Annotated in this window: 23 protein-coding genes; 7 read left to right on the top strand and 16 right to left on the bottom strand. The window is 69.6% G+C overall.

The window, feature by feature from the left end; translation table 11 throughout:
* Window positions 1-32: 32 nt before the first annotated feature.
* The 10 genes from pyrE to ACZ6KY_RS25610 all read right to left on the bottom strand — a co-directional run bounded on the left by pyrE (window position 33) and on the right by ACZ6KY_RS25610 (window position 11,338).
* Entirely contained in the window at window positions 33-581 is a 549-nt protein-coding gene (gene pyrE, locus ACZ6KY_RS25655; RefSeq protein WP_389090039.1) for an orotate phosphoribosyltransferase, read from the bottom strand.
* A gap of 10 nt (window positions 582-591) precedes the next feature.
* Window positions 592-1,386, bottom strand: coding sequence for an aldose epimerase family protein (locus ACZ6KY_RS25650; RefSeq protein ID WP_469312633.1), 795 nt, complete (start codon window positions 1,384-1,386; stop codon window positions 592-594).
* A gap of 113 nt (window positions 1,387-1,499) precedes the next feature.
* Window positions 1,500-2,459 carry an SRPBCC family protein gene (locus ACZ6KY_RS25645; RefSeq protein ID WP_469312632.1) on the bottom strand — a complete coding sequence of 320 codons (960 nt, stop codon included), beginning with the start codon at window positions 2,457-2,459 and terminating at the stop codon, window positions 1,500-1,502.
* A 67-nt stretch (window positions 2,460-2,526) separates the two neighbouring features.
* Window positions 2,527-4,200 (bottom strand): polyamine aminopropyltransferase, encoded by a 1,674-nt coding sequence (locus tag ACZ6KY_RS25640; protein ID WP_469312631.1) that lies wholly within the window; start codon window positions 4,198-4,200, stop codon window positions 2,527-2,529.
* Window positions 4,201-4,432: 232 nt separating this feature from the next.
* A complete protein-coding gene (locus tag ACZ6KY_RS25635; protein ID WP_469312630.1) occupies window positions 4,433-4,963 on the bottom strand; it encodes a DUF2617 family protein in 531 nt (176 codons plus the stop codon).
* 865 nt (window positions 4,964-5,828) lie between these two features.
* Complete coding sequence (locus tag ACZ6KY_RS25630; protein ID WP_469312629.1) at window positions 5,829-7,091, bottom strand: tyrosine-type recombinase/integrase; 1,263 nt, start codon at window positions 7,089-7,091, stop codon at window positions 5,829-5,831.
* A gap of 744 nt (window positions 7,092-7,835) precedes the next feature.
* On the bottom strand, window positions 7,836-8,078 hold the full coding sequence (locus ACZ6KY_RS25625) for a helix-turn-helix transcriptional regulator (RefSeq protein ID WP_469312628.1): 243 nt from the start codon (window positions 8,076-8,078) through the stop codon (window positions 7,836-7,838).
* 250 nt (window positions 8,079-8,328) lie between these two features.
* The gene (locus ACZ6KY_RS25620; RefSeq protein WP_469312627.1) at window positions 8,329-9,963 is read right to left on the bottom strand and encodes an ATP-binding protein; all 1,635 of its coding nucleotides are present in this window, start codon (window positions 9,961-9,963) and stop codon (window positions 8,329-8,331) included.
* Window positions 9,964-10,001: 38 nt separating this feature from the next.
* Window positions 10,002-10,529, bottom strand: a complete 528-nt coding sequence (locus tag ACZ6KY_RS25615; RefSeq protein ID WP_469312626.1) for an HNH endonuclease — start codon at window positions 10,527-10,529, stop codon at window positions 10,002-10,004.
* Window positions 10,526-11,338 carry an RNA polymerase sigma factor gene (locus ACZ6KY_RS25610; RefSeq protein ID WP_469312625.1) on the bottom strand — a complete coding sequence of 271 codons (813 nt, stop codon included), beginning with the start codon at window positions 11,336-11,338 and terminating at the stop codon, window positions 10,526-10,528. The genes ACZ6KY_RS25615 and ACZ6KY_RS25610 overlap by 4 nt, the downstream gene beginning before the upstream one ends.
* A 298-nt stretch (window positions 11,339-11,636) precedes the next feature.
* Here ACZ6KY_RS25610 and ACZ6KY_RS25605 point away from each other — a divergent pair, with 298 nt between their 5' ends.
* From ACZ6KY_RS25605 to ACZ6KY_RS25585, 5 genes are all read left to right on the top strand, one after another.
* The gene (locus tag ACZ6KY_RS25605) at window positions 11,637-11,993 is read left to right on the top strand and encodes a GntR family transcriptional regulator (RefSeq protein WP_469312624.1); all 357 of its coding nucleotides are present in this window, start codon (window positions 11,637-11,639) and stop codon (window positions 11,991-11,993) included.
* Window positions 11,994-12,590: 597 nt separating this feature from the next.
* Window positions 12,591-13,289, top strand: coding sequence for a hypothetical protein (locus tag ACZ6KY_RS25600; RefSeq protein ID WP_469312623.1), 699 nt, complete (start codon window positions 12,591-12,593; stop codon window positions 13,287-13,289).
* Window positions 13,274-13,870, top strand: a complete 597-nt coding sequence (locus tag ACZ6KY_RS25595; protein ID WP_469312622.1) for a cysteine hydrolase family protein — start codon at window positions 13,274-13,276, stop codon at window positions 13,868-13,870. Before ACZ6KY_RS25600 ends, ACZ6KY_RS25595 begins: the two co-directional genes overlap by 16 nt.
* Before the next feature lie 1,488 nt (window positions 13,871-15,358).
* Window positions 15,359-16,603, top strand: coding sequence for a pyridoxal phosphate-dependent aminotransferase (locus ACZ6KY_RS25590; RefSeq protein WP_469312621.1), 1,245 nt, complete (start codon window positions 15,359-15,361; stop codon window positions 16,601-16,603).
* Between the two features lie 310 nt (window positions 16,604-16,913).
* On the top strand, window positions 16,914-17,069 hold the full coding sequence (locus tag ACZ6KY_RS25585; RefSeq protein WP_469312620.1) for a type I restriction enzyme endonuclease domain-containing protein: 156 nt from the start codon (window positions 16,914-16,916) through the stop codon (window positions 17,067-17,069).
* A 40-nt stretch (window positions 17,070-17,109) separates the two neighbouring features.
* Here the strand turns inward: ACZ6KY_RS25585 and ACZ6KY_RS25580 are convergent, their stop codons facing one another.
* The 4 genes from ACZ6KY_RS25580 to ACZ6KY_RS25565 form a co-directional block, all read right to left on the bottom strand.
* Window positions 17,110-17,442 carry a PIN-like domain-containing protein gene (locus ACZ6KY_RS25580; protein ID WP_469312619.1) on the bottom strand — a complete coding sequence of 111 codons (333 nt, stop codon included), beginning with the start codon at window positions 17,440-17,442 and terminating at the stop codon, window positions 17,110-17,112.
* Between the two features lie 43 nt (window positions 17,443-17,485).
* Window positions 17,486-18,142 (bottom strand): DUF433 domain-containing protein, encoded by a 657-nt coding sequence (locus ACZ6KY_RS25575; RefSeq protein ID WP_469312618.1) that lies wholly within the window; start codon window positions 18,140-18,142, stop codon window positions 17,486-17,488.
* A gap of 85 nt (window positions 18,143-18,227) precedes the next feature.
* Window positions 18,228-19,097: a hypothetical protein gene (locus ACZ6KY_RS25570; protein ID WP_469312617.1), complete on the bottom strand. Its 870-nt coding sequence runs from the start codon at window positions 19,095-19,097 to the stop codon at window positions 18,228-18,230.
* A 279-nt stretch (window positions 19,098-19,376) separates the two neighbouring features.
* On the bottom strand, window positions 19,377-19,598 hold the full coding sequence (locus tag ACZ6KY_RS25565) for a DUF397 domain-containing protein (protein WP_469312616.1): 222 nt from the start codon (window positions 19,596-19,598) through the stop codon (window positions 19,377-19,379).
* Between the two features lie 274 nt (window positions 19,599-19,872).
* On the opposite strand from ACZ6KY_RS25565, the gene ACZ6KY_RS25560 reads away from it, so the two are divergent.
* Window positions 19,873-21,072, top strand: coding sequence for a hypothetical protein (locus tag ACZ6KY_RS25560; protein ID WP_469312615.1), 1,200 nt, complete (start codon window positions 19,873-19,875; stop codon window positions 21,070-21,072).
* A gap of 54 nt (window positions 21,073-21,126) precedes the next feature.
* On the opposite strand, the gene ACZ6KY_RS25555 is transcribed toward ACZ6KY_RS25560, so the two are convergent.
* Together ACZ6KY_RS25555 and clpB are read right to left on the bottom strand one after the other, a co-directional pair.
* Window positions 21,127-21,669 (bottom strand): YbjN domain-containing protein, encoded by a 543-nt coding sequence (locus ACZ6KY_RS25555; protein WP_469312614.1) that lies wholly within the window; start codon window positions 21,667-21,669, stop codon window positions 21,127-21,129.
* Between the two features lie 321 nt (window positions 21,670-21,990).
* Window positions 21,991-24,603: an ATP-dependent chaperone ClpB gene (gene clpB, locus ACZ6KY_RS25550; protein ID WP_469312613.1), complete on the bottom strand. Its 2,613-nt coding sequence runs from the start codon at window positions 24,601-24,603 to the stop codon at window positions 21,991-21,993.
* Window positions 24,604-24,732: 129 nt separating this feature from the next.
* Here clpB and ACZ6KY_RS25545 point away from each other — a divergent pair, with 129 nt between their 5' ends.
* Window positions 24,733-25,146 carry a pyridoxamine 5'-phosphate oxidase family protein gene (locus ACZ6KY_RS25545; RefSeq protein ID WP_469312612.1) on the top strand — a complete coding sequence of 138 codons (414 nt, stop codon included), beginning with the start codon at window positions 24,733-24,735 and terminating at the stop codon, window positions 25,144-25,146.
* The last annotated feature ends 174 nt before the right edge of the window (window positions 25,147-25,320 follow it).

The raw sequence follows: 25,320 nt of genomic DNA, 5'->3' as shown, positions 1-25,320 counted from the left end.
CCGGCCGTCGGCGGGGTCCCGCGGGAGCTTCGTCAGTCGAGCCCCAACTCGCCCTTGGAGTAGGCGAAGAGGTACGGAACACCCGCTCCGGCCTCGATCTTCTCGGCGGCGCCGGTCGCACGGTCGACGATCGTGGCGACGCCGACGACCTCGGCTCCGGCCTCCCGGACGGCCTGGACGGCCTCCAGCGGGGAGCCGCCCGTGGTCGAGGTGTCCTCGACCACGAGGACGCGCCGGCCCTTGATCTCGGGACCCTCGACACGGCGCTGCAGGCCGTGCGCCTTGGCGGCCTTGCGGACGACGAAGGCGTCCAGCTTGCGCCCGCTCGCGGCGGCGGCGTGCAGCATGGCCCCGGCGACCGGGTCGGCGCCCATGGTCAGCCCGCCGACCGCGTCGAACTCCAGGTCGGCGGTGAGGTCGAGGAGGACCTGTCCGACGAGCGGGGCGGCCTCTCCGTCCAGCGTGATCCGGCGCAGGTCCACGTAGTAGTCGGCCTCAAGACCCGAGGAGAGGGTCACCTTGCCGTGCACCACGGCCTTGTCCTTGATCTGCTGCAGCAGCGCGCCGCGTACATCACTCATGGACGCCAGCTTAGAGGCGCCGCCAGCTCCAGGTCGTGGTGGCTTCGAGGGGTTCGATGGGTGTGACCAGGCGGGGGTGGGTGTTGAGCCCGTTCGGCGGACCGGTCTGCGGCTCCACGCACACGGCCGCCTCCTGCTCGTCGTACACGACGACCCACTGCTCGCGGCTGCCGACCTTCAGCTCCAGCCGTCCCGGCCAGGTGAGCGTGACGTCGACGCCGTCCGGCATGCCGAAGCAGTCGTCCCAGGGGCCGGGCTTCGGGTCGACGCGGCGGCCGGTGGGCAGGTGGTCGTCACCCCGTTCCTCCTGCCAGCCGGGCCGGAAGTCGACGAGGACGTCCTCGCCGCCGTCCCCCAGGTTCCTGTTGAACCAGGGATGCCAGCCGATCTGGGCCGGGAACGAGTCCCCGTACGTCTCCACGGCCATGGTGATCGTCAGGGCGTCCCCGGTGAGGGAGAAGGCCTGGGTGACGCGGGCGGGATGCGGCCAGGGGTCCACCAGGGCGTACGTGATCACGGCCTCGTCCGTGGTGACGCGGGCCGTGGTCCAGGCGCCGTCGCGGGCGGTGCCGTGGATGGCGTGCGGCGGGGAGTTGAGCGGCATCTGCCGGACGGCGGCGCCGTCGAGGAACCGGCCGTCGCGGATCCGCCCGCACCACGGGACCATCGGGAAGCACCCGAACTTCGCGCCCTGCCGCAGCAGTTCGACGCCGCCGACCCGCAGACTCCCGACCCGTCCGCCGTTCCCCGGCGCCACGGTCACCTCCGCGTCACCCGCGGTCAGCGTGATGTCTTCGTTACTCACGGAGTCGACCCTACTGGGGCGGGAGCGCCGCGTGGTTCCCCGCCCTCACCACTCCCTGACGGCGCCTGCGCAGCGTTCACCGCGTCAACGGCGCACGGGCAGTGCGCACTCCGTCAACGGCGCTTGCGCAGTGCCCGGGTCACGACGATCGCCGAGGCCAGCGCCAGGGCCGCCGCGGGGGCCGCCCAGCGGAGGGTGGCGCGGGCGGCGGTGGCCTCCGGGGGCGGGACGGGGGCGTAGCGGCCACGCGGAGGAGCGTGGTCCACCTCCTCCGCGCTGCGCCCGATCATCGTCCGCCGCGCATGCGCCGCCTCGGCCATCGCGTCGGCCCGCCCCGGCTCCGCGACCTCCGCCACGAAGTCCTCCCTGTCGAACTCGTCGTCCCCGGCCAACGGATCCAGCGCGGAGGGCGGCACGTCCGCCTCGAAGAGGGAGGACGCCTCGACTCCGGCGTCGGCGTCAGTGTCGGCGTCAGAGCCGGTGTCAGAGCCGGTGTCGGCGTCGGCCCGTTCGGCGAGGTCCGCTGTCAGGGCTTCCCCGATGCGGGTCAGCAGGCGCTGCCCGGCTGAGGACACCGCGTCGTGCGGGAGTTCGGCCACGCGGCCGTCGCCGGAGGCGGTGCCGCCGAACGCGAGGGTCGTACCGCCGTCGGTGGTGGGGAGCAGCCGAAGGGTGAGCGCCAGTTTCACGGCGCCCCCGCCGCGTACCTCCGAGGCGTCGCCCTCGATCGCGTACGCCCCGTCGTCCTGGGCGGCGACGCGGAACGCGCCGCGATAGGTGATCGTGTGACCGGCGACGCGGACCTTCAGCCGCCCGGCGACCCGCGCGGCCCCCGCGTCCCGCTCGCGCCCGGCGCGGGAGGACGTCTCCGCGGCGTCCTGCCCGGTCCCGGAGACGGGCGGCTCGGTCCCGGGAACGGGCGGCGGCGAGCTCGCGTCCGCGTCCGCCGCGCTGCCGGAGACGGCCGACGCGTCCTGCTGGAGACCCGGGATCGCGCGGGCGACCCGGACGGGATCGGCCAGCGCCTCCCTCAGCCGCCCGGCCGGAAACGGAACGAACACCTCATGCTCCATGTCAGCCGAGCCTACCCAGCACGCCCCGGACCGCACCCGCGTATCCCGGGATTCCCGCGCCCGAGCCTCAGTCGGTGTAGCGCGGATGCACCAGCGTGGAGGGCGGGAGGGGGCGCAGGAAGCGGCTGCGGGAGGCGGCGCGCGCGTCCGCCGCCAGGGCCGCCTGGGTGAGGGTGCGCAGCCGCGGGCAGCAGGAGTCCAGCCGCAGGGATGCGGGCGTGCGGGAGGCGAGGATGAAACCCCAGTCGCCGGCCGAGCCCGCCGCACCCGCGGGGCTGCCGGCGATGCGGCCGGGACCGGCCGCGAAGCCGGGGTCCCGGCCGCCGACACGGTACGGCCTGGTGAACAGCCCGGCCGCGCGGATCGTCGCGTCGACCGTCCAGAAGGCCCGGTGCCGGTCGGCCAGCGGGCCCGCGTGGACCACGAGACGCCCGCCGGGGGCGAGCACGCGGCGCGCGAGGCCGTAGAACTCCTGCGAGTACAGCTTGGTGCTCGCGGTGATGCCCGGATCGGGCAGGTCCGAGATGACGACGTCGTACGTCGACCGGGGGCCGCGCAGCCGGGCGTCGCGCAGCCGGCTGAAGGCGTCCGCCGTCACCTCGTGCACCCGGGGGTCGTCGTACACATGGTGGTTGAGTGCGGACAGCGCGACGTCGTGGCGTGCCAGCCGGACCACGTCCGCGTCGGGTTCGACGATGTCGACGCGGCGCACCCCGGGGTGGCGCAGCACCTCGCGGGCGGCGAGTCCGTCGCCGCCGCCGAGGATGAGCACGCGGGCGTGCGGACCGTTCATCGCGGGGTGGACGAGCGCCTCGTGGTAGCGGTGTTCGTCGCGGCCGCTGAACCGCAGGCGGCCGTCGACGAAGAGGTGGAGCGGACGGTCGCGGGTGCCGCCGGTGAGGACGACCTCCTGGACGCCGGTGCGGAGCGCGACCCGCACGTCCGCCCCGTACAGGGCGTGCCGCGCGGCCCGTTCGAAGTCGCCGACCAGCACCGCGGCCGAGGCGAGGAGGCCGAGGACGAGGACGTTCGCGATGACCAGGGTCCAGCGCGCGCGGCGGGTCAAGTCCTTTCGGAACAGGCCGAGTACGAGGGCCCCGCCGGCGACCGCGTTCACCGTTCCGGTCAGCAGCGCGCCCGTCAGCTGGCCGAGTTGGGGCAGCAGCAGGAACGGGAAGGCGAGGCCGCCGACGAGGGCGCCCACGTAGTCCGCCGCGAACAGGTCCGCGACCGCGCCGCCGGGGTCCTGGCGGCGGATGCGCTGTATCAGCTCCATGAGGAGGGGGACTTCGGCGCCGATGAGCAGACCGATGGTGAGCGAGAAGGCCACCAGCAGACAGCGGGGCCCGTCCGCCCACAGGCCGCCCCATGCGCCTGTCCAGGCGAACACCGCGTACAGGCCCATCGCGCTGCATCCGCCGACCAGGGCGAGCGCCGCCTCGACGGCGCCGAACCCGGCCGCGGCGCGCGGGCGCAGCCGCTTCGCGGCGAGGGAGCCGACGCCCATCGCGAAGACCATGACGGAGAGCACGACGGAGGCCTGGGTGACCGAGTCACCGATCAAGTACGAGGCGAGGGCGACGAGTTCGAGTTCGTACACGAGTCCGCACGCCGCGCAGACGAACACCCCCGCCAGGACGAGGAACCTGCCGATGCCCGGACGGACGGGCAGCCGCGCCTGGCCCTGAACACCCCAGGACGGCGGCGCGCCGGGGGGAGCTGGCGCGTGCGGTTCGATCACGTCGTGAACGCTACGTCACGCCGCCACCACGTCTCGTCACCCACACGTGTGGAAACTGTCGCTCTTCATGGTGCACGGAGTTGACCTGGGCATCTTCCCGGCACACCGCGCGCGAACCCCTCATCCGCGACCACCGCGCCCCGCCGCACGTACTCCTCCCTCACGACGCCGGACGCCGGACGCGGGACACGGGCCACGGGCCACAGGACGCGAGAAGGGGACGCGAAGGACTTCAGACGCCGGACGCGCTGAGGGCGTCCGTCCGTACGCCGACCCGCGTACGCGTCGCGACCAACTGGCCGTCCTGCGGGTACGCGTGCCACGTACGCCAATGGACCTGGCCCTCGTGGCGCTGGGCGAGCATCGCGGTGAACGCGTGCGGACTGCCGGGGAAGACGCCGGCGAGACCCTGGGGGTGGTCGGAGACCAGGGCCAGCAACTCCTGGGCGCGGCCCGCGAAGGAGCCGGGGGACAGGATCTCGACGCGGGCCGCGAACTCGTACTCCCAGTCGTCGAACCGCTTCGCCACGCCGAGCGGCAGGGGTGTGCTGCTGCCCGCGATGCACGCGACGGTCTCCGAGCAACTGCCCCGCTCCTCCTCCAGGAGTACCTGGTGGGATGCGCCGAGCAGTCTCAACTGGAGTTTCGCCCCGGCCAGTTCGAGGTCGAGGGTGGCGAGGGCCGGCAGCGGTTCGCGGCCCAGGGCCCAGGCGAGATCGGCCGCGCGCGTGTCGGTGTACGAGGTTTTCAGGGTCGTGAGCATGGGTCGGCTCCGCTAGCACGCAAAGGTGAGGTGGGGTTCCGGCGCACCCGGTCAACACCGGGGGAACGGCCCGGTCAGCCCGGCCGGAAGGGCATCCGAAGGACGCGTCCGATAGGACCATCCGATGGACTTCCGAGGCCTGTCGGCCCAGGGCTGCTTGGTGATTTACCAGGGCTGCTTTGGTGGTTTAGAGGGAATCATGAACTGTGGTGCCGCCACAGCGTTTTTACCCAACTTCGTGCGGTTTCCATCCCCCCGAGGGCTCCACAGTTCAACTGTTCAACAATGGCGTGCGCCCCGCGCACGGACGTGCCCGTCGGCAGTCGTCGGCCGACGGGCACGTCCGTGCGCCGGACGCGTTTCCGGCAGGGAGCTCAGCTGCCCCGTGTCAGCTGCCTCCGCCGCATCCGCCCCCGCCGCACGAGGACCCGCCTCCGCAGGACGAGCCTCCGCACGACGAGTGACCCCCGCAGGAGTGACCCCCGTGGCCTCCGTGGTGCCCGCCCGACGAGTCGCCGGACGAACCACAGGACGCGGCGCCGCCCACCCCGCCGGCCCACCAACTGCCGCTGCTGTCACCGCTGCCCCGGGAGCGGTGCCATCCCCTCCTGACCACGCCGACGACCTTCATGACCACAACCAGCACAACGACCGCCAGGATGATGCCGATGACCATGGCGCCACCCTCCTTCCGTTCCCCCGAAGCGACCCCCCGTGGGCCGTGCTTCTCGTTCTCCGGTCCTGCGTGACAGGGGGATGCCCTCGCGCTCCGCGGCCCAAAGCAGAGTTGAGGAACTCCTGAGCATCTAAAAGTGGGGATGGCCCCTGACCTGCACAGAAGTGCGGATCAGGAGCACGGCCCGCATCACTGGGCCGTCTGTGGGCCGTGATCTCCATCAGGGAGGGGCTGGAACACCCGGTCGATGGCACGTCGGGCCCGATCCCGGCTGTCGGGCATCAGATGGGCGTAGACCCGCAGAGTCAACGCCGGGTCGGCGTGCCCCATGTACTCACTGACGGCCTTGATGTTCTCCCCCGCGTCCAGCAGTACGGATGCGTAGAAGTGCCGGAGGGCGTGCATGCCGTGCTCGCGCGCGGAGTCGTACTTACCGTCCTCTCCAGCGTCCGGGATGAGGCCAGCCGCCGCGAGCGCAGGCTTCCACTCCAGCCCGTTGAAGTTGCTCCGCCACACCATTCCGCCCTGCTCCGCGGTGAAGAGAAGCCGCGCGGCCGTCTTCGGCGCCTCAGGTACCCCCCAGGGCAACGAGATCTCCGCTGGTTTGTACGCGTCCATGTGGGCCCGCAGCGCGCTCGCCACCGACTCGGGAAGCGGCACGTCCCGGATCTTCCCGCCCTTGGGCAGGTCGAACACGGGATACCCCTCAACGTGCTTGATCTGCCGCACCACATGCAGAGTCCGCCCGTCGGCGTCCAACGCGTCTTCGGCCAGCCCGAACACCTCGCCCTGCCGCAGACCGCAACCGGCGCCGATGTCGACCATCGCGCGATACCGCCCTAACAGTCCTGCCTGAACACCAAGCACCTGCGACCTGGTCCACGGGACGACGTGCCGAGCCTCGGCTTTGGGGCGCCGTACGGTGCGAGCGCTGCACGGGTTGCGATTCAACAGGGCGTCGTCAACCGCAGCGGAGAGGACCGCCTGAACGTCCGCGAAGATGTTCCGCGCGTACGCGGGGCTCACGCCGGGCTTGGCTTCCAGAGCGGCGACCAACTCCCGGATGTGCTCGGGCCGGAACGTGCCGACGGGGCGTGACCCGAGCATGGGATAGGCGTGCAGCCGCAGCCGCCGGCCAAGCTCCTTGCGGGACATCGGGCTTGAGGTCTTGCTCTCCAACCACTTGTCGGCGTACTGCCGGAACGTGATCCGCACGGACTTCGGATCGGTGTACTGACCGCGCGTCATGTCGGCCTCGATGGCACTCAGCCACTTCTCGGCGAGGCGCTTCTGTCCGTCGCGGAAGCTCTTGGACTTCTCGGTGCCGTCGGGGCCGATGTAACGGGCTCGGTAGCGCAGGCCGCTGCCGTGGCGGTCAGTCTTGGCGCGGGTGGTCTTGCCGTTCGCGTCGGTGTCGGTCTTGTACCAGCGGTCTTGGATGTGGCCAGCCATGGGGGCTGATCCCTTCGGTAGCAGGGTGGGGCGGGGCCCGATGGCCGCTGTACGACCGGTTTCGGGGTGTGCTGGGCCAGGCCCGCTACTCGCTACGGGCCTGATCATCGGGGGTTTGGGGTGCTAGCGGGGTTGCTACCGGTAGCGGGTGGGGTTGCTACCGGTAGCACCTGTGTGCGGGCTCTCAGGGAGGCTGGGACAGGGGCTGTCGGGTGGCTTCCGGAGGGGGTTTGCGGGGGTGCTGGGGGTGCGCCTCCCTGCCTCCCTGAGAGGTCATCTGCGCTGATCAGGTGGAGGGAGGCGGGTCAGGGAGGCGGGAGGGAGTTCTCCCTGCCTCCCTTGGCTGGCGGGCCGTACCTCCCTGCCGTTCGCGGTGTCTGCCGGGGCCCGGCGGGGAGGCAGAGGCAGAAAGGGCGGAGGCCTTCCAGAGGGTGCTTTTCGAGGGGTTGAGGTGGCGCCTCCCCGCCTCCCCGAACGGGTGTCTGCGCTGATCAGTGCGGGGGGTGTGGAGTGGGGAGGGGGTTGGGGAGCTCTCCCCGCCTCCCCGGTCCGTCGGGTGGTGCCTCCCCGCGCCGGCGGCCGGGTTTCTAGCAACGGAAGTCAACTTCTCCGGGGGCGTATCCGGTCCGGATGACGGTTCTGCGGAGAGGGGTTGCTAGGTGCTAGGCCGCAGGCCGGGAGCGGTTTCGGTTGCTAGCGGGGGTGCTAGGTCTAGCAACGAAGGGTGCTAGACCTAGCAGCCGTTCAGGCCGCGTCGTCGAGGGCGGTCCGTTCGGCCTCCCACGCTTTTACGGCGACGGGGTTGAAGCGGAGGTAGCGGCCGACGCGGAAGCCGGTCGGGCCGATGCGCTTGCGGCGCCACTGGTAGACGGTCTCCACGCTCGGGAGGCTGAACATCGTGACCAGGTCCTCGGGTGTCAGATAGCGGTCCGGCAGACCGCCGCGCAGGATGGCTCGCGGGTCGGCCGGTTCTTCGGCGGTGGCCATGGTTTTGGTGACTCCTCGTGTCCGTGGCGGGGTGCGTGGGAGTGGTACCGGTCGCAGTCCTGGAGAGTTGGTGTATCGCAGCGTCCGCAGCGTCCCAGCGTCCGCACGTTGGAGTCTTTGCAGGCCAGAGGCGGTGAGAAGTGTGGACGCTAGTGCGGACGCTGTGGACGCTGGACGGCTGTAGCGTCCGCAGCTTCGACGTGTCCGGGCCGCTGGTATGCGGCCCGGCCCGGCTGGTTTTCCGGCTACGTCATCCCTGTTCAGGCCAGGTATCGCGTTCCCGGGGTGGGCCGGTCTGCGGCCAGAGGGAGGCCTGTTCGGGTGTGGACGCTGAATCGTCCTCGGGGGCTGCGCGGGCGAGAGTGAGGAGCCGATGCCGGTCCCGGTCCTGGCTACGCTGCGTGTCATCCACCGTGATGCCGATCGACCGCAGCAGCGGGGCGAGCCGCTTGACCCTGCCACCCGCGCGGGTGGCGTCCACGGGCCAGTTCTTCGGCCTCACCAACGGCACGGGCAGCACTTCGAGCAACTGCCCGGCCGTGCCCTGCCAGATACCGGCCTTGTCGACCAGGCGGGCGATGGCCATCGCGAACGGGTCGCCCTCCATCGCATCGATGGCGACGTTCGCAGACGTGGCCAGGTAGTCGCCCAGGGTGTTCCAGCCTTGGGTCTGGTCGACGGCCGCGAGGACGCGGGCGAAGTCGGCCATGCGCGGCATGGACTCCAGCCGCACCGACGGCAACACGGCCAGGGCGCAGGCCAGCACGTCGAACAGTGCCCCGAGCACGGCCGGACGAACCGCCGCGAAGGTGGCGTCCAACTCCTCCTCGGAGCGACGCCGGTGGGAGTCGATGAGCTGCAAGTCCAACATCAGCACCCGCTCCGCCAGGTCGCCCGCGAGAGCTCCCGCGTCGATGGTGGTCATGGCCAGCACCCGTTTGAAGGTGAGCACGACCACGTCGTCGTCGGTGTACAGGGCGCGGTCGACCACGCCGTCGCCGGTCACGGCCTTGCACAGGGTGTCCGACAGCCACGGCGGGATGGTCGAGACGTTGTCCAGGCACAGCGCCCATGAGCTGAACGCCTGCCGCGACCACGCCTTTTCGTCGCGCGGCTGGCTCCGCTTGGCTGCCGGGGACGGGTCGACGAGGTTGATGAACATCTGCGCGGCCTTCGACTTGCCTGTGCCCTGCTCGCCCTTGCACACCAAAGCGGGGTGCGGGATCTCCGGAATCCACGCCGCGACCAGCCACGCGACGAGCTGGTGAAACGTCGACTCGTCCATGTTCAGCAGCGCGTGCAGCTTGGCCAGCCCGTCGCCGTCCAGCACCGGCTCCGGCATCGGCGCCATGGCCCCGGAACGCCGGAACAAGACCGGGGCGCGGTCGACCACCTGCCAGCCGAGGCCGGAGACGACGACCGCGCGGCCGTCCGCGCTGCCGAGGTCGACCACGACCGCGCCGGCCGCATCGCGGCCCACCCGCAGGTTCACGGTGACGGGGTCGGTGTCCTCCGCGATCCCTTCGAGCACGGTCATCGCGTCCGCAAGGGCCGACTGCGAGGCCACCTCGCCGGGGCAGTCGTCCGCGAACTGCCGGGCCAGACGCTGCCGTACGCCGGTCTTGCCCCGCAGCGGGAGCGCGATGTTCGGGCCGTCCAGGGCGACCGCGTACGGACGGCTGTCGGTGGACAGCACGAACCGGTAGCGCTCGCGGGCCATGTCGACCAGCCTCGATGCGGCGGACGGCTTCTTGTCCTCCCCCGCACCCCCGTGCGGCCGTGCGGGCGTGCGGCCCGCACGTGCGGGTGCCCGATCCGCCCGTGCGGACGGGTGTACGGGCTGGGTGTTCACGGCGGTGTCCACCGTGTTCACGGCAGTGTTCACGGGTCGGGCCGATCCGTTCACGGCGCCGTTCACGGCGTTCACGCGGCAGCCCCCTCTCCACTCGGCCCGTCACACGCCCTGATCGGTCGGGGCGCGCGCGGGTAGTCGGGTCGGGCCGACGGCCGTCGCATGCGGCAGCCGTGGCAGGTCGATTCGGGCTGGTCGGAGGTCGACTCAACGTCGACCGGTCGGGGCGTGACGCCGGGTGTGACGCGGGTCGTCACGCTGGCCAGGGCCGTGCGATGGTCGGCGGCGAGTCGAGCCAACACGAGCCAGTCGACCGGGCGGACGACCGGCGTAGTCGGGTCGGCCCACCGCAGCAGCAACAGGGCGAGCGAGAGCGGCAGTCGGTCGGCCTTGGCCTGGTTGCAGTCGACGCAGGCGAGCATGAGCGAGGTGACCGACCACGACCGCCACAGCGACTGAGGTGCCACGTGATCGAGGGTGGCCTCACTCAGGTCTACGAACGGCTGATCGCAGTAGGCACAGCGCTGCCCGTGGCGGCGCGCGAGCTGTTCCTTGCGCACGCGCCGCCGTGCGGAGTTGAGCGGGTGACCGTGCCTCATGCCGCCTGCTCCATGTCACTCGCGGTCAGGCCGCGCAGATGCGACAGGCAGCGGGAGACGACCTTGACCCGGCCGACCGGCAGGCCAGTCCGCTCAGCGGCCTGGTTGCATGTCACGCCCTGCGCCAACAGCAGCAGGACCGACCGCACATCGTCGTCCAGGCGCAGCAGCACCCTGCGCCGCACCTCATCCATTCGGTCCAGCGCCTCGCGCTGCCACAGCGGCAGGGACTGCACATCCACTGCCGAACCGGCCAGTGAAGGATTGGTCATCTTGAGCATGAGGACGGCCGTCGCGACCAACCGGTAGGCGCTGGACAGGGCGCACCCGAGGTGCTCGCTGATCGGCTCATTGGCCAGACCGTCCAGCGCGAGCGTCAATGCCTCGCGCTCCGAGTCCGGAAGCTTCACCAGCATCTGGCGCAGGTATTCGGGCAGCTCCGCCATCGCGCATTGGTCCGGCACTAGCGGGCACAGCGTGTTGCGGGTCAGCGGGTCTTCCCAGTCCACAGGCGTTTCCGTCGACCGGGCCAACTGGAAGTGGGCGACGATGCGGCTCTGCAGTCGCACGTACAACATGGGAAGAACGTCGTCCCGCGTCAGGCCCGGGAGCAGGACGTCAGCCGCCCCAGTGCGCGCCACCTTCACCCAGGTCTCCTGCGCGATGTCCTCAGCCAGCATGGACGCCTGTGTAAGCGACAGGCCGCGCCACGTCATCAGCTTGCGCCGCGCGTACGGCACAAGCACGTCGTTGTACTGGCCGAACAGCTCCCCCAGCCGCTCCGACTGCTCAGCCGTCAGCGGGATCATCTCGCCACTCCGCAGACGACGCCCACCGGGGCCGTTGCCCCGAGAGCCGGTCTGTTTGGTGCTCCGCTTCACGCTGGTTCCAGGCATGATGGATGTACCCCTTCGAGGGTCAGGGAGCGACTGTCTGCTTGGCGGTAGGGCCGCTCCTGCGGTAGTTGGCCCCAACGGGTCTTTGGTGCGGTAACACCGACGATCCGTTGGGTGCCTTGCTGTGCACTACGGTGCACTAGGGTGCCTTGCTCGTCAACCCCCTGCGGTCCTCTAGTGCGCACTGGGGTGCCCGACGTAGCCTGGAGCTATGCCGATCAATCGAACTGGAGCGAGGCCGCTCAAAGCGCAAATCCTGGATGAGCTCAGACAGCGACTGGCCACAGGGCAGTACGAGGTGGGCTCGAAGTTCCCGTCACTGCGCGAGCTGACGTCTGAGTTCGACGTAGCCGAGATGACAGTGCAAGGAGCAGTGCAGGAGCTCCAGCGCGCCGGGTTCCTCGAAAGCGTGGCGGGCAAGGGCACGTTCGTTAAGGCACTCCCCGAAGCGACAGACGCTCCGCCGGCAGACCCCAACGCGTGTGGATGCACCGAGGTGGACAAGCTGCGAGTGGAAGTGGCAGAGATCCGGGCCCGGCTCGAAGCTCTTGAGCGAGTGGGCTCCTGACAAACCGTCGACTTGGCATGCATCGAGCGTGCCTCTGGCGGAAGAACACCGGCAGACGACAGGCACTGACAGCGCTGGACAGGCAACACGTCCATGGACAGGGGGACACGGCGTATGGACAGGGGGACAGCCGACAAAGATCAGCGGTTCGTTCCGAATCAGGTACTGATCGGCCTCAGGGGTGAACGGGGGTGGGGTAGGCCAAGACTGGCAAAGGCTTTGGATTCCCTCTGTACGAGCAAGGGATGGAGTTCCCCCGGGTTAGCCGCACTCGAAAAAGCCCTGTACCGAATTGAGACAGGGCGAGTCGTCCGGCCGGATGATTTTTATGCCCGCCTACTCTGCGAGGCATACAGCAAGTCCGCTCACGACCTATTCGGCGACCTTGACACAAGACCTCCAGGCCGGAAAGCGTCAACCTGTGACTTACGGAGTCATAAGTTCATTCCGATTTTCGTTGGTCCGGATGTCACAGCCAAACTGGTTGATTCACAAGAGATGAGCGGTGCCAGTGCTCAATGGATTGACTGCCACCGGACAGAGATCTCACTCCCAGACGCACAATGCACTCTCTACAGTTGGCCGTTCGGTGTCGCCATGTACCACGTCGTCGAGGATCGACCTATAGAGCAAGTTGCCGAGTTAGCCGTTTGGCGCCGTTCCTCTTACGAGGAAAACATGACCTGGGCACAAAATGAATTGCGCAGGCTAACCGGCATTGAGAACTTGAGCGCTTCATACGTGCTCAGCTTCTATTGGCTGGACCGTTCAGTCTGGTCGGGAATCCAACTGGAAACGGCGCTACGCATGATATGCATGCCTCGCGTACTCCTCGAACGCGATGACGTTCGCAGCGACACAAGGGATTCGTTTGGGCATGCAACCCTGGTCGAGCAGGCACTCTTGCGCGAGGGGTTCAATCATCCAGAGATGGTGGATTTTGGAATCAAGGGCATTTCTCACGGGTTTGCGTCCTGGTCCGGCGTCGTGTATCACCCAGTTGCGCCCGAGCGAGGACTATCCGAGCAAGACCTAGTGGCCTGCGAGCTGGCCGTTCAAGCTATTTGGGCGTACTGCGATCACATCCGGGGGCAGCTAGAAAAGGGGCTCGACCCTGAAATCCCGCCAGAATTCGGATGGCGGTTCCTCAGGGGAATCAGGTCGCGGATAACGACTGAACGCCCACGGGAGACATCTCAGCATCGGGCCATGCGCGAGGCCATTATAGAAACCAGTGGCCTTGCTCGACACCTGTCACAAGCCGTAGAAACGCTACGCGAATGCGAAGGGCAGTGAAGATGGACACAAATAAGGCCGTGCTCGTCGTAATTGACGCACAGAATGGCTTCATTCGCGAACCGTCTAAACCTGTAATCCCCGTGATCGCAGATCTTGTTTCCCGGTGGCAGGAGAACGGGGGGGACGTGATTTTCACCCGTTATCTAAATTATCCCGGAAGTCCATTTGAGCGCATGATCCACTGGACTGCACTACAGGATTCACCGCAGACGGATATCGTCTCAGAACTTCTCCCTTTCGCACAGCGAGCAACGGCCGTTCTAGACAAGACGATTTACAGCCTGTTCTCGGATGAAGGCTCAGAACTCGTCCAGCGACATGGATGGACCGACCTATATATCTGTGGAATCGCCACGGAAAGTTGCGTCCTCAAGACCGCAGTTGACGCATTCGAACGGGACCTCACGCCGTGGCTTCTTGAAGACGCGTCAGCAAGTCACGCTGGCTCCGCTGTGCACGACGCCGGAATCCTGGTAGCTAGCAGATTTATCGGCGTAGGCCAGGTCATCAAGACCGACGACGTGCCACGTTCGCTGCTCCCGGATTCTTCATCGGTCGCACGCGCCCACGCGGGATAGAACGAGCGGCCACAGGCCGCACGACCTTTAGCAGCTCGCTACGCTCGCGCGGCAACGCCCGTGACCACGAAGGCCGTTGCGCCCCTGCGAAACGGCGGCCTCCTTACCGGCCCCGCTCCTCTACCGGCCGGGCTACACGAGGAGCGAAGAGACCACCCCCGCGCGCCGGCGCGGGTGGTCTCTTCGTCGTTCCGCAGCGTCCAGCGTCCGCAGTGTCCGCAACTCTCCCCCTGCTAAGAGCCGCTGTGACCTGCAGAAAGACGCTCTTAGCGACTCAGGGTCACCGGACGCTGCGGACACTAGCGGACGCTAAACATTTTGTTTAGCGTCCACAGGGAAAGTGCAGGTCAGAGAGCGTGACCGACGCCCGGCGGACGCTGCGGACGCTACCTTCCCTCAATCTCTAGTAAGAGAGCGAGGGACGGCTCTTCAGAGGGAGAGGCGCACACCCCCCCTCCTGAAAAGCCTCGGTGGGCCGCACAGAACGGAACGGGCCCAACAACGCTCGCCCAAGCCTGCCGTCTGCCCCTTGGAAGGCACTCAGGACGGCATTCCAGGCGGGGAGGCAGGTCCGTCGCGCTTCCTGGATTGCCGTCCGGCGTACAAGCAAGAGGAGCACCACGCGCGACGGGGTGCTCCTCTTGCTTGCACGCGGCATTACGCCGCGTGCAAGCCCGCCCGAGTTGCGGCGGTTGATGCCGCCGGTTGCGTTGACAGCGCCGGTTGAGCCCTGCAACCGCTCATGACCTGCGAGTTTCCAAGCTGCCACGGTTTCCAGGGAGGGCCCCTACGCGCGCGTGCGCGTAGGGGCCCGGAAACTGGCGCCATACAGCGTCTTCGTGAGGCCATGGGCAGCCGTTCACGCCCCCGAGGTCTTCCGCCCCCTGCAAGGGGGTTCAGACGCCCTGAGAGGCGCCTACGGCCTCACCCCCGAACGGCGCTCGCCGCGCGAGCGCAGCGAGCCTCCAAGGGACGTACGGCCGCAGGCCGTTCCTAACTGCTCTTCCTCCCCCAACGCGCGGGCACCCGCCGCCACTTGTCGCTTGTCGCTTGTCGCTTGTCGCCTCGGACGAAGTCGTGCCGCAAGGGCGCCTAATGCAGCCTCTGACCTGCGAGCCGACAAGCGACAAGACAAGCGACAAGCGACAAGCCACGGGCCCGATAGCGATCCGGCCGGCACTCCCCTCAGAGGCGCCGAGCCCCACAATTTCGGGGGCTGCCTGGATGGCTCGCTAACCGCTAACGGGCTGGTCCCGAGCGGCTTTGGCCGCTAGCGGGGTCGCTAACGTTAGCGACTCCTGTCGCTAGCACCAGAGGCTCTTCGGGGGCAGAGACGGGGCCGTCTGTGGGCCGTCCGAGGGTGGCCAACGTCGACAGATGACGACAGTTGCCGACGGCTCAACCCCTGTTCAGAGGTGGCGCGTTGGGTTCCTCCGCAGGCGCCCAACGCCGAAGGTAAGTTGAGGAACTCCAGAGCTTGGGAGCAGGATGACCGGCATGACCTCCAGCGCGCGCCCCTTTCTGAACCGCCGGCTCGCCGAGTTCGGGACGACGATCTTCGCCGAGATGTCCGCCCTCGCGATGAGCACCGGCTCGATCAACCTCGGACAGGGCTTCCCGGACACGGACGGACCCGAGGAGATCCGGGAGGCGGCCGTACGCGCGCTGCGGGACGGGCGCGGCAACCAGTACCCGCCGGGTCCGGGCGTCCCCGAACTGCGTACCGCGATCGCCGCGCACCAGAAACACCACTACGGCCTGTCGTACGACCCCGACACCGAGGTCCTGGTGACGGCGGGCGCCACCGAGGCCATCGCCGCCGCCCTGCTCGCGCTCCTGGAGCCCGGCGACGAGGTGATCGCCCTGGAGCCGTACTACGACTCGTACGCCGCCTCCATCGCCATGGCGGGCGGGACGCGCGTACCCGTGACGCTGCGCCCCGACGAGGGCGGCGGTGACGCGGGTGGCCACGACGGGGGCGGTCATGACGAGGGCGCCCACCGGCGCTTCCGGCTCGACCTCGACGAACTGCGCGACGCGGTCACCGAGCGGACCCGGCTGCTGCTGATCAACACCCCGCACAATCCGACCGGCACCGTCCTCACCCGCGCCGAGCTGACGGAGATCGCGCGGATCGCCGTCGAGCGGGATCTGCTCGTGGTGACGGACGAGGTCTACGAGCACCTCGTCTTCGACGACGCCGAGCACGTACCGCTGGCCGGCCTGCCGGGGATGCGCGAGCGGACGGTCACCATCGGCAGCGCGGGCAAGACGTTCTCGTTCACCGGCTGGAAGGTGGGCTGGGTGACCGCGCCGCCGGCCCTGGTCAGCGCCGTACGGTCGGCGAAGCAGTTCCTGACGTACGTGGCGTCGGGGCCCTTCCAGTACGCCGTCGCCGAGGCGCTCGCGCTGCCGGACGCGTACTTCGAGACCTTCCGCGCGGACATGCTGCGCAAGCGGGACGTGCTGGCGGCGGGACTCACGGAGGCGGGCTTCGCGGTCTTCCGGCCGCAGGGCACGTACTTCGTCACCACCGACATCCGCCCGCTCGGCGAGACGGACGGCTTCGCCTTCTGCCGCGCCCTGCCCGAGCGCGCAGGGGTCGTGGCCATCCCGAACGCGGTCTTCTACGACCACCGCGAACAGGGCGCGCCTTTCGTGCGATTCGCGTTCTGCAAGCAAACGCGTGTTCTGGAAGACGCGGTCTCCCGGCTCAGGACACTGGTCGAATGACACCCACCACGCGTGACGACCAGGGAGCGGCCTCTCGGCCTCGGGCCCTCCCAGCCGCCACGCGTCCGCGCCGCTGCACCGGCGGAGTCGCGTGAACACCACCACGAGGACCGCACGCAGACACACCGAGCGACAACTCCCATAGCAGGAAGCCAAGTTGCCTGACTCACAGTGCAGCGCGTGGATGACACACGAACCACGGTGGCGCGATGACTGGACGGGCGACCCGTATCGCCAGGCGTGGCGGGCGACTCGGTGGCAGCGGTGATCCATTTCTGCGCTGAGTGAGGCCGCCGACGCCTTCGCCTGGTTGTCCCGCGACCCCGTCCGGGCCGAGCTGCGCACCCGCATCCGTCGTGTGCCGGCGATGTTCGACTACCCGCCGGAGGAGGAGCGCGAGGCGATCGACCTGGTCCTCAAGCAGATGGAGATCGTGGCCGCGCTCTGGGCGCCCGCGGTGAAGTAGCTCGGTCCGTGGGCGGGCTGCCCCGAGGGACACCCGCCCGTCAGGGCCAGGTCCGCTCGATACGGTCGTGTCGCACCGCGTATGCCGCCGGGCCGCCCTTCTCGACGGCCCGGTGGATCGCGTCACGGCGTGCGACGAGCCGCTCGACCATCTCGACGCTGCGAAGCTGCTGGTTGTCCAGATAGGACAGCACCGCCTCGCGCTCCAGGACGGGCCGGATTTCCAGGTCTCGGGTCTTGATCCGCCCATCCTTCGACAACGGGACCCAGGACCGGTCGAGACCGTGAGTGATCCACTCCTCGTCGGGAACGTCCTGCCCGTCGTCCGGGAAGAAGTCTCCGATGCGGTGAACCGTCCACCCGGAGAATCTCAATCCTTCCGCGACCCGGCGACCGAGATTCCGGTCGAGGAAGAACTCAGGCGGCAAGGTGCACCACTGCCCGGCAGAGCGCGTCCACCTGCTCAGGCGTCATGTCGTAGTCGTACGCGATGTCTTCGACGGCCTCTCCGGCCTCCCACAGGTCGGTGATGGCCTGCACCGTGACGCGGTTGGCGGCCACCACGGGAAGACCATGGCCGAACCTCGGATCGATCACCACCGGGACAGAGTCCGGATACTGCCTCAGCCGCAGGCTGGAGGGGAAGTCGTCGCCCGGTTCCCAGGTGAGGTAGCGGAGATAGTCGGAGACCACTTCCTGGATGGGGACCTGGCCGTCGCGGGCTCTGCGGAGATCCCCCCAACCGTGCTCGATGAAGATGTCCACACCATCCGTGGCGATCCGCTTGGACACGAGGCCGTAGGGGGTGTCGAAGGCGTCCCGTACGGCGGCAGCCGCCTCCCTGATCTCACTCATGCGGAGCCCCAGGGAACGCAGAGAACGAAGAACGTGTGCCTCGGCCACCGCGATGAACGGCACCGAGGGCTGTCCCTTCCGCATCGGCTCGACCTGGTGGACCAGTGGCGCTCCGGCGGCCTTGGCCTTCAGCCACGAGGTGAGAGTCGACTGCGGAATCTCAAGGTAGGAGGCGGTCTCTGCGGGCGTCAGGAGTCCGTCCGTGAACCTGTCGGCCATGCCCCGCCTCCTCCTGGCCCCGGGTTTCGCATCGTGCCACATCAAGCGTCCCACCTTCGTGTGGACCGCACACCCAGTCATCGGCTCAGCCGGCCGCACGGAGTTGGTCCCGGGATCGGCAGTCCCGGCAACGGCCGGGTTCCGCCGTGCGGAATCCCCGGTCGCAGCCGTCACAGTTCCGCATGGGCACGACCGCCGGACGTACGGAAGGTTCTGCACTTCGGGCCGGTGCGGGGAGAGGGAGGGGAGTCTCCTTGAGCCGGTGGGCGAGGATGCCGACCGGGCGCGTCAGGAAATGGTCCGGGAGCCGTGCGGTGAGGTGGTCCGTGATCTGCGTGGGCAGGAGACCTGCCGCGAGCCACCGGGTGACGGCCGGGGCGAGGCGGGCGGCTTCCTGCGCGGACAGGACGAGGCGGGCGTCGACCCGGCGCAGAGCGGCGAGTACGGCGACGGCTCGAGAGTCGGCGTCGGCAAGCGGGATCGGCGTCTCGGCCTCGGCCTGTACGGGCGGCTGCACGACCGCGGACGCGGGCGGGACCGCTGCTGCAGTGACCGGCTTCCGCCGGGGCCGGGGCGGCTCGGGAGGCCCGTCCGGTCCCGGGGTGCCGCCGGGTACGTCGTAGAAGTACGTCCGGGTACGGACCTGCCCGGTGGGCGTTCGCTCGCGGCGGCGCTCCAGGTGTCCGGCCGTCTCCAACTCCCTGAGCGCTCGCGAGATCAGGATCTCGCCCTCGCTGAAGTGCTCGCACAGGGCGGCGATGCTCACGGGGGAGCCTTCGGGCAGTGAGGAGATGTACGCCGCGACGCCGACCGTGACCGCGCTGCCGCGTCGCTGGGCGAGGGCGTTGGATAGCACGGTGAAGTCGGCCGTGAGGCGGGTGCGTACATGGATCACGCCGGAGGTCGGTGCTCCGGCGTCGGCGCGCAGGCGCGCGTTAGACTGCGGGTCAGCCATCGGGAAGTCTGCTTCTTCCTGGTTGGTCAGGCCCTCGTTCGGGATTGCAGTCCCGGTCGGGGGCCGTACTTTTTCGGTTGTCGCGGCGAACGTAACGGTCCGCATCCCGCCCCTGCAAGCCGGTCACCCGGACGAGTGACGCGGGCTTCCCGGCGGGGAGGGTGGGTGGGTGGGTAGTTCTTTCCCCCGGTTCTTTCAGGAGGTCAGCGGCCCGCCGGACCCTCGCGGACAAGGGCCCGGTGAGCCCGGATGACGGACGGCGGCCAGGGCCCGGCCGCCTCAGGGACGGTGGTGCCCGCCCTTCAACTCGCCTATGAAGGCGGCCCAGGAAGCGGCTTCGAAGCACAGCGCCGGACCGTGCGGGACCTTGCTGTCACGGACCGGGACGACGGTCCCTCGGAACCGGTCGGCCGCCTCCACGCAGTCGCCCCCCGCCTGATTGCTGTAGCTGCTCCTGCGCCAGGCGACACCGCTCAGAACGGGACGGGAGATTCGAGCCACGGTAGTTGCCCTCCATCGTGGACCGGATCATGTCGACGACGGCCGGACCGGACGCGCGGGCCGGACCCGCGGGCGGCCGGAAACGGCGGGCCAGACGCGCCGGGCCGGGGCAGGACCCGCTGGGCGGCTGGAAGAGGGGGAGGAACCCGCCGTGCGGGGCCGTCTAGCACCGGTCGCACCCCGCGTGCGGGCGGCGCGCCGGTAGCTCCGGAACGGAACCCGCACGGACGATCAAAGCTCGCGAATACCCCGTAGGGAACGCACAGTTCGGGGTGTGACCCACCCGAGCACCCTCGCTCGCCCCGCTCTCACCGAGCCCGGCGACCGTGCCGTCCGCCCGTCCCGCGCCGCACGCAGCCTGCCGTACGCCGCGATCACGGCGCTCGGGCTGTTCGCCGCCGCGCGCCTGGCCGGCCTCCTCGTGCTCGCCGGGACCGCCTGGGCCACCCGCCAGCACCCGGTCGCCCTGCTCGCGCGGTCCTGGGACTCGGCCTGGTACCTGGGGATCGCCGCGCACGGCTACGGGCGGACGCTCCACTTCCACCCCACGGTCGTCCACAGCGACCTCGCGTTCTTCCCGCTCTACCCGGCCCTCGTACGGGCCGTCACCACGCTGACCCCGCTGACCGGGGGCTCGGCGGGCCTGCTGGTGTCCTGGACCGCGGCGGCGGCGGCCGTGTGCGGGGTGTACGCGATCGGGGCCCGGCTGCACGGCCGGGCGGTCGGTACGGCGCTGGTGCTGCTGTGGGGTCTGCTGCCGCACTCGGTGGTGCTGACGATGGCGTACACCGAGCCCGTGCTGACCGCGTTCGCCGCCTGGTCGCTGTACGCGGTGCTCGACCGGCGCTGGCTGTGGGCGGGCTCGCTGGCCGCGCTCGCGGGGCTGTCCAGGCCGAACGGCTTCACGGTGGCCACGGCGGTCCTCGCGGCGGCGGCGCACGAGATCTGGCGGCGCCGCGGAAAAGTTTCCCACAGGCTGTGGACGGGCGCCGCGCTCGCGCCGGTCGGCTGGGTCGGCTATGTGCTGTGGGTGGGACACCGCGAGGGCGACTGGCTCGGCGGCTACTTCCAGGTGCAGCGGCTGTGGGGCTCGCGCTTCGACCTCGGCGCGGGGTCGCTCCACTTCGTCAAGCACCTGCTGCTGCACGGGGACCGGTTCGTGTTCCCCATGACGATGGTGATCGTCGCCGCGGCCGTGCTGCTGTACGCGCTGCTGATCGCCGACCGGGCGCCGTTGCCGCTGCTGGTCTACAGCGGCGCCCTGCTGCTGATCGCGCTGGGCGGCTCGGGGTTCTTCGAGTCGAAGCCGCGGTTCCTGCTGCCGGCGTTCCCGCTGCTGCTGCCGCTGGCCCGCGCGCTGGTGCGAACGGCGAGAGCCCGCCCCTGGCACGCGACCCTGGTGGTCGGTGCCCTGGCCGGGCTCTCGTTCGCCTACGGCGCGTATCTGGTCGTGATCGCGCACACCCCGCTCTAGGACCTGTCCCAGGGGCCGGTGCGCGCCGTGAGGAGCGCCGCCGCGAGGACGGGCCTACTCGTCTTCGGTGCCCTCTTCGTCCTCGGGCTTCTCCGCCTCGTTGATCTCCTGCTCCAGGCCGAGCTGCTCGACGAGCCACTTGTCGAACTCGATGGCGGCCCGCACCCAGCTGACCGTGGAGGACACGAAGTGCTCCAGGCTGACGCCGGTGCCGATCAGCATCTGCGCCTCACCGATCAGGCGGACGGTGCCGTCGTCGTGGGTGTGGCTGTAGACCTTGGGCCACAGGGTGCGGCGGTTCCAGTCGTCGATCGACTCGAGGAGCGCGTGCTTCTCGTCGAGCTGGTGGGGCCGGTCGTAGAACGTCCGCACCGAGAAGACCTGCTGGTCACCCTCGCCGCGGAACATGAAGTACGTACGGAACTCCTCCCACGGCGCCGCGAGGTCACCCTCGTCGTCGACGACGTACTTCAGCTCCATCTGGTCAAGGAGCTGCTTAACGAGGTCCTGATCCGGGACCACGGGGCCCGCGGGGCCGCCGGACTGCGGCTCGGGCTGGCCCCCGAAGTTCGGAATCGAGGACGGGTCGATGCTCACCGTGTATTTCCCTTCGTACGGATGCTGCCATCCTCCCTCATGCGGCACCGGGAGTGGCAACCCCTGGCAGGGCCTGTCCGCCGGGGGCTGACAGGATCCGGTCACGTACGGGCATCGGGCGGGGCGGGGAGGGTCCGCGGGGGCACGCCGGGAGGCGCCCGTACAGCGGCGCCATGAACATGCGAAGAACCCGCGGCGGGTGTGCCACGGGTCCTTCGCTCTCCGAGATCGGTACATCCGGTACGGGTACGGGGTTCCGGTACCGGTACGGATCCGGAACCCCGCACCCGTACCGGACTCCGGCCAGAGCTGGCGCTGGGACTACAGCGTCTTGCCCGTCGCCGGACCCACGATCAGGCCGTCGCCGAAGGCGTCCACGCGGACCGTGTCGCCGTCCTTGACCTCGCCCGCCAGGATCTCCTTGGCCAGCCGGTCTCCGATGGCGGTCTGGACGAGGCGCCGCAGCGGGCGCGCTCCGTACGCCGGGTCGTTGCCCTCCTCGGCCAGCCAGGCCAGCGCCGCGTCGGTGACCTCCAGGGTGAGCCGGCGCTCGGCGAGCCGCTTCGCGAGGCGGTCGATCTGGAGCCGGGCGATGCGCTCCAGCTCCCGCTGGTCGAGCGCGGAGAAGACGACGAGGTCGTCCAGCCGGTTCAGGAACTCCGGCTTGAAGGAGGCGCGGACGACCTCCAGGACCTGCCGCTTCCTGTCCTCCTCCGAGGACAGCGGATCGGCGAGGCTCTGCCCGCCGAGGAACTGGCTGCCCAGGTTCGAGGTGAGGATCAGGATGGTGTTGCGGAAGTCGACCGTCCGGCCCTGACCGTCCGTCAGCCGCCCGTCGTCCAGCACCTGGAGCAGGATGTCGAAGACCTCGGGGTGCGCCTTCTCCACCTCGTCGAGCAGGATCACGCTGTACGGGCGACGGCGCACGGCCTCGGTGAGCTGGCCGCCCTCCTCGTAGCCGATGTACCCGGGCGGCGCGCCGACCAGCCGGGCCACGCTGTGCTTCTCTCCGTACTCCGACATGTCGATGCGGATCATCGCCCGCTCGTCGTCGAAGAGGAAGTCGGCGAGCGCCTTGGCGAGTTCGGTCTTTCCGACGCCCGTCGGGCCGAGGAAGAGGAACGAGCCGGTGGGCCGGTCCGGGTCGGCGATGCCGGCGCGGGTGCGCCGCACGGCGTCGGACACCGCCCCCACGGCCTCGGTCTGGCCGATCAGACGGCGGCCCAACTCCTCCTCCATGCGCAGGAGTTTCTGCGTCTCGCCCTCCAGGAGACGGCCGGCCGGGATGCCGGTCCAGGCGCCGACGACGTCCGCGATGTCGTCCGGCCCGACCTCCTCCTTGACCATCGTGCCCTTGGCGACCTCCTCCTCGGCCTGCGAGGCTTCCTCCAAGTCCCTTTCCAGGGTGGGGATCTCGCCGTAGAGCAGCTTGGAGGCGGTGTCGAAGTCGCCGTCGCGCTGCGCGCGTTCGGCCTGGCCGCGCAGCTCGTCGAGCTTCTCCTTCAGCTCACCGACGCGGTTGAGGGACTCCTTCTCCTTCTCCCAGCGGGCGGTGAGACCGCGCAGTTCCTCCTCCTTGTCGGCGAGGTCGCGGCGCAGCTTGTCCAGGCGCTCCCTGCTGGCGGCGTCGGTCTCCTTGCCGATCGCCAGCTCCTCCATCTTCAGCCGGTCGACGACCCGCTGGAGCTCGTCGATCTCGACCGGGGAGGAGTCGATCTCCATGCGCAGCCGTGAGGCCGCCTCGTCGACGAGGTCGATGGCCTTGTCGGGAAGGAAGCGGGAGGTGATGTAGCGGTCGGACAGGGTCGCGGCGGCCACCAGCGCCCTGTCGGCGATCTGGACCTTGTGGTGGGCCTCGTAGCGGCCCTTGAGACCGCGCAGGATGGCGATGGTGTCCTCGACGGTCGGCTCGGCGACCAGCACCTGCTGGAAGCGCCGCTCCAGCGCCGGGTCCTTCTCGATCCGCTCGCGGTACTCGTCCAGGGTGGTGGCGCCGACCATGCGCAGCTCACCGCGGGCGAGCATGGGCTTGAGCATGTTGCCGGCGTCCATGGCGGAGTCGCCGCCCGCGCCGGCGCCCACGACGGTGTGCAGCTCGTCGATGAAGGTGATGACCTGCCCGTCGGAGTCCTTGATCTCCGCGAGCACGGTCTTCAGGCGCTCCTCGAACTCGCCCCGGTACTTCGCGCCGGCGACCATCGCGCCGAGGTCCAGCGAGACGAGCCGCTTGTTCTTGAGGGACTCGGGTACGTCGCCCTTCACGATCCGCTGGGCGAGCCCCTCGACGACGGCGGTCTTGCCGACGCCTGGCTCACCGATGAGGACGGGGTTGTTCTTCGTGCGGCGGGACAGGACCTGCACCACCCGGCGGATCTCGTGGTCCCGGCCGATGACGGGGTCGAGCTTGCCCTCACGCGCCGCGGCGGTGAAGTCCGTACCGAACTTTTCGAGCGCCTTGTACTGGCCCTCGGGATCCGGGGTCGTCACCCGGCGCCCTCCCCTGGTCTTCTGGAACGCGTCCAGCAGCTTCCTCGCACTGGCGCCCTGCTGGGAGAGTACGTCGGCGATCGCGCCGCCCTTCGCGGCGATCCCGACGAGCAGGTGCTCGGTGGAGATGAACTCGTCGCCGAGCTCCTTGGCGCGCTCGGCGGCGTCGGCGATGACGGCGAGCACGTCGCGGTTGGGCTGCGGGGGCGCGACGGTGGAGCCGGTCACGCTGGGCAGACCGGCGAGCACGCGCTCGGTGCCGGCCCGCACGGACGCCTGATCGGCGTCCACGACTGCCAGCAGATCGATGATGTTCTCGTTGTCCTGCCCCTCCAGCAGAGCGAGCAGCAGGTGGGCGGGGGTGAGGTCCGGGTGCCCCTCCTTCACGGCGCGGTTGCTCGCCGCGTTGATCGCGTCCCGGCTCCTGTTGGTCAGCTCGGCGTCCACGTTCGCGTTCTCCTCCTCCTGGGGTTCCTGACCGATCTGACTCGGCCAACGTACATAAAGTTGAGTCTATTCCACTCAAGGCTGGAAGGGGAGGGAAATGGACGCCCGTAAGGCGTAGATTCGGGCCTCATGGCTTCCTATCCGGTGGACCCGCGGCAGCCCGACGCCGCCTACCTGAGCTTCTGGCGCGAGCGCCATCTGTGCACCCTGACCACCCTCCGCGCCGACGGCAGCCCGCATGTGGTGCCCGTCGGCGTTACATACGACCCCGAGGCCGGTCTCGCTCGGGTCATCACCAACAAGTCCAGCGCGAAGGTGGGCCACGTGCTCGCGGCGGGGGCGGACGGGGCGCGCGTGGCGGTCTGCCAGGTGGACGGCCCGCGCTGGGCGACGCTGGAGGGCCGGGCGCGGGTCTCCACGGACCCCGCCCGCGTCGCGGAGGCGGTACGGCGCTACGCGGAGCGGTACGAGCGCATGCCGTCGCCGAACCCGGCCCGCGTGGCGATCGAGATCGAGCTCACGGCGGCGATGGGCCGCGGATGAGACCGCGACCCGGCATCCCGCGGCTGGTTCCAGCCCTTGCCAGGAACGGCCGAAACCCGGAGGTCTCCCCGGAAACTGCAGCGGGGGGGGGGGGGGGGGGGGGGGGGGGGGGGGGGGGGGGGGGGGGGGGGGGGGGGGGGGGGGGGAGAGGTGGGGGGGGAGGGGGGGGGGGGA

The organism is Streptomyces sp. NPDC042002, from assembly GCF_055588305.1.
Note: the sequence above shows the minus strand (reverse complement) of the source record. Positions and strands in the feature narration are given on the sequence as shown.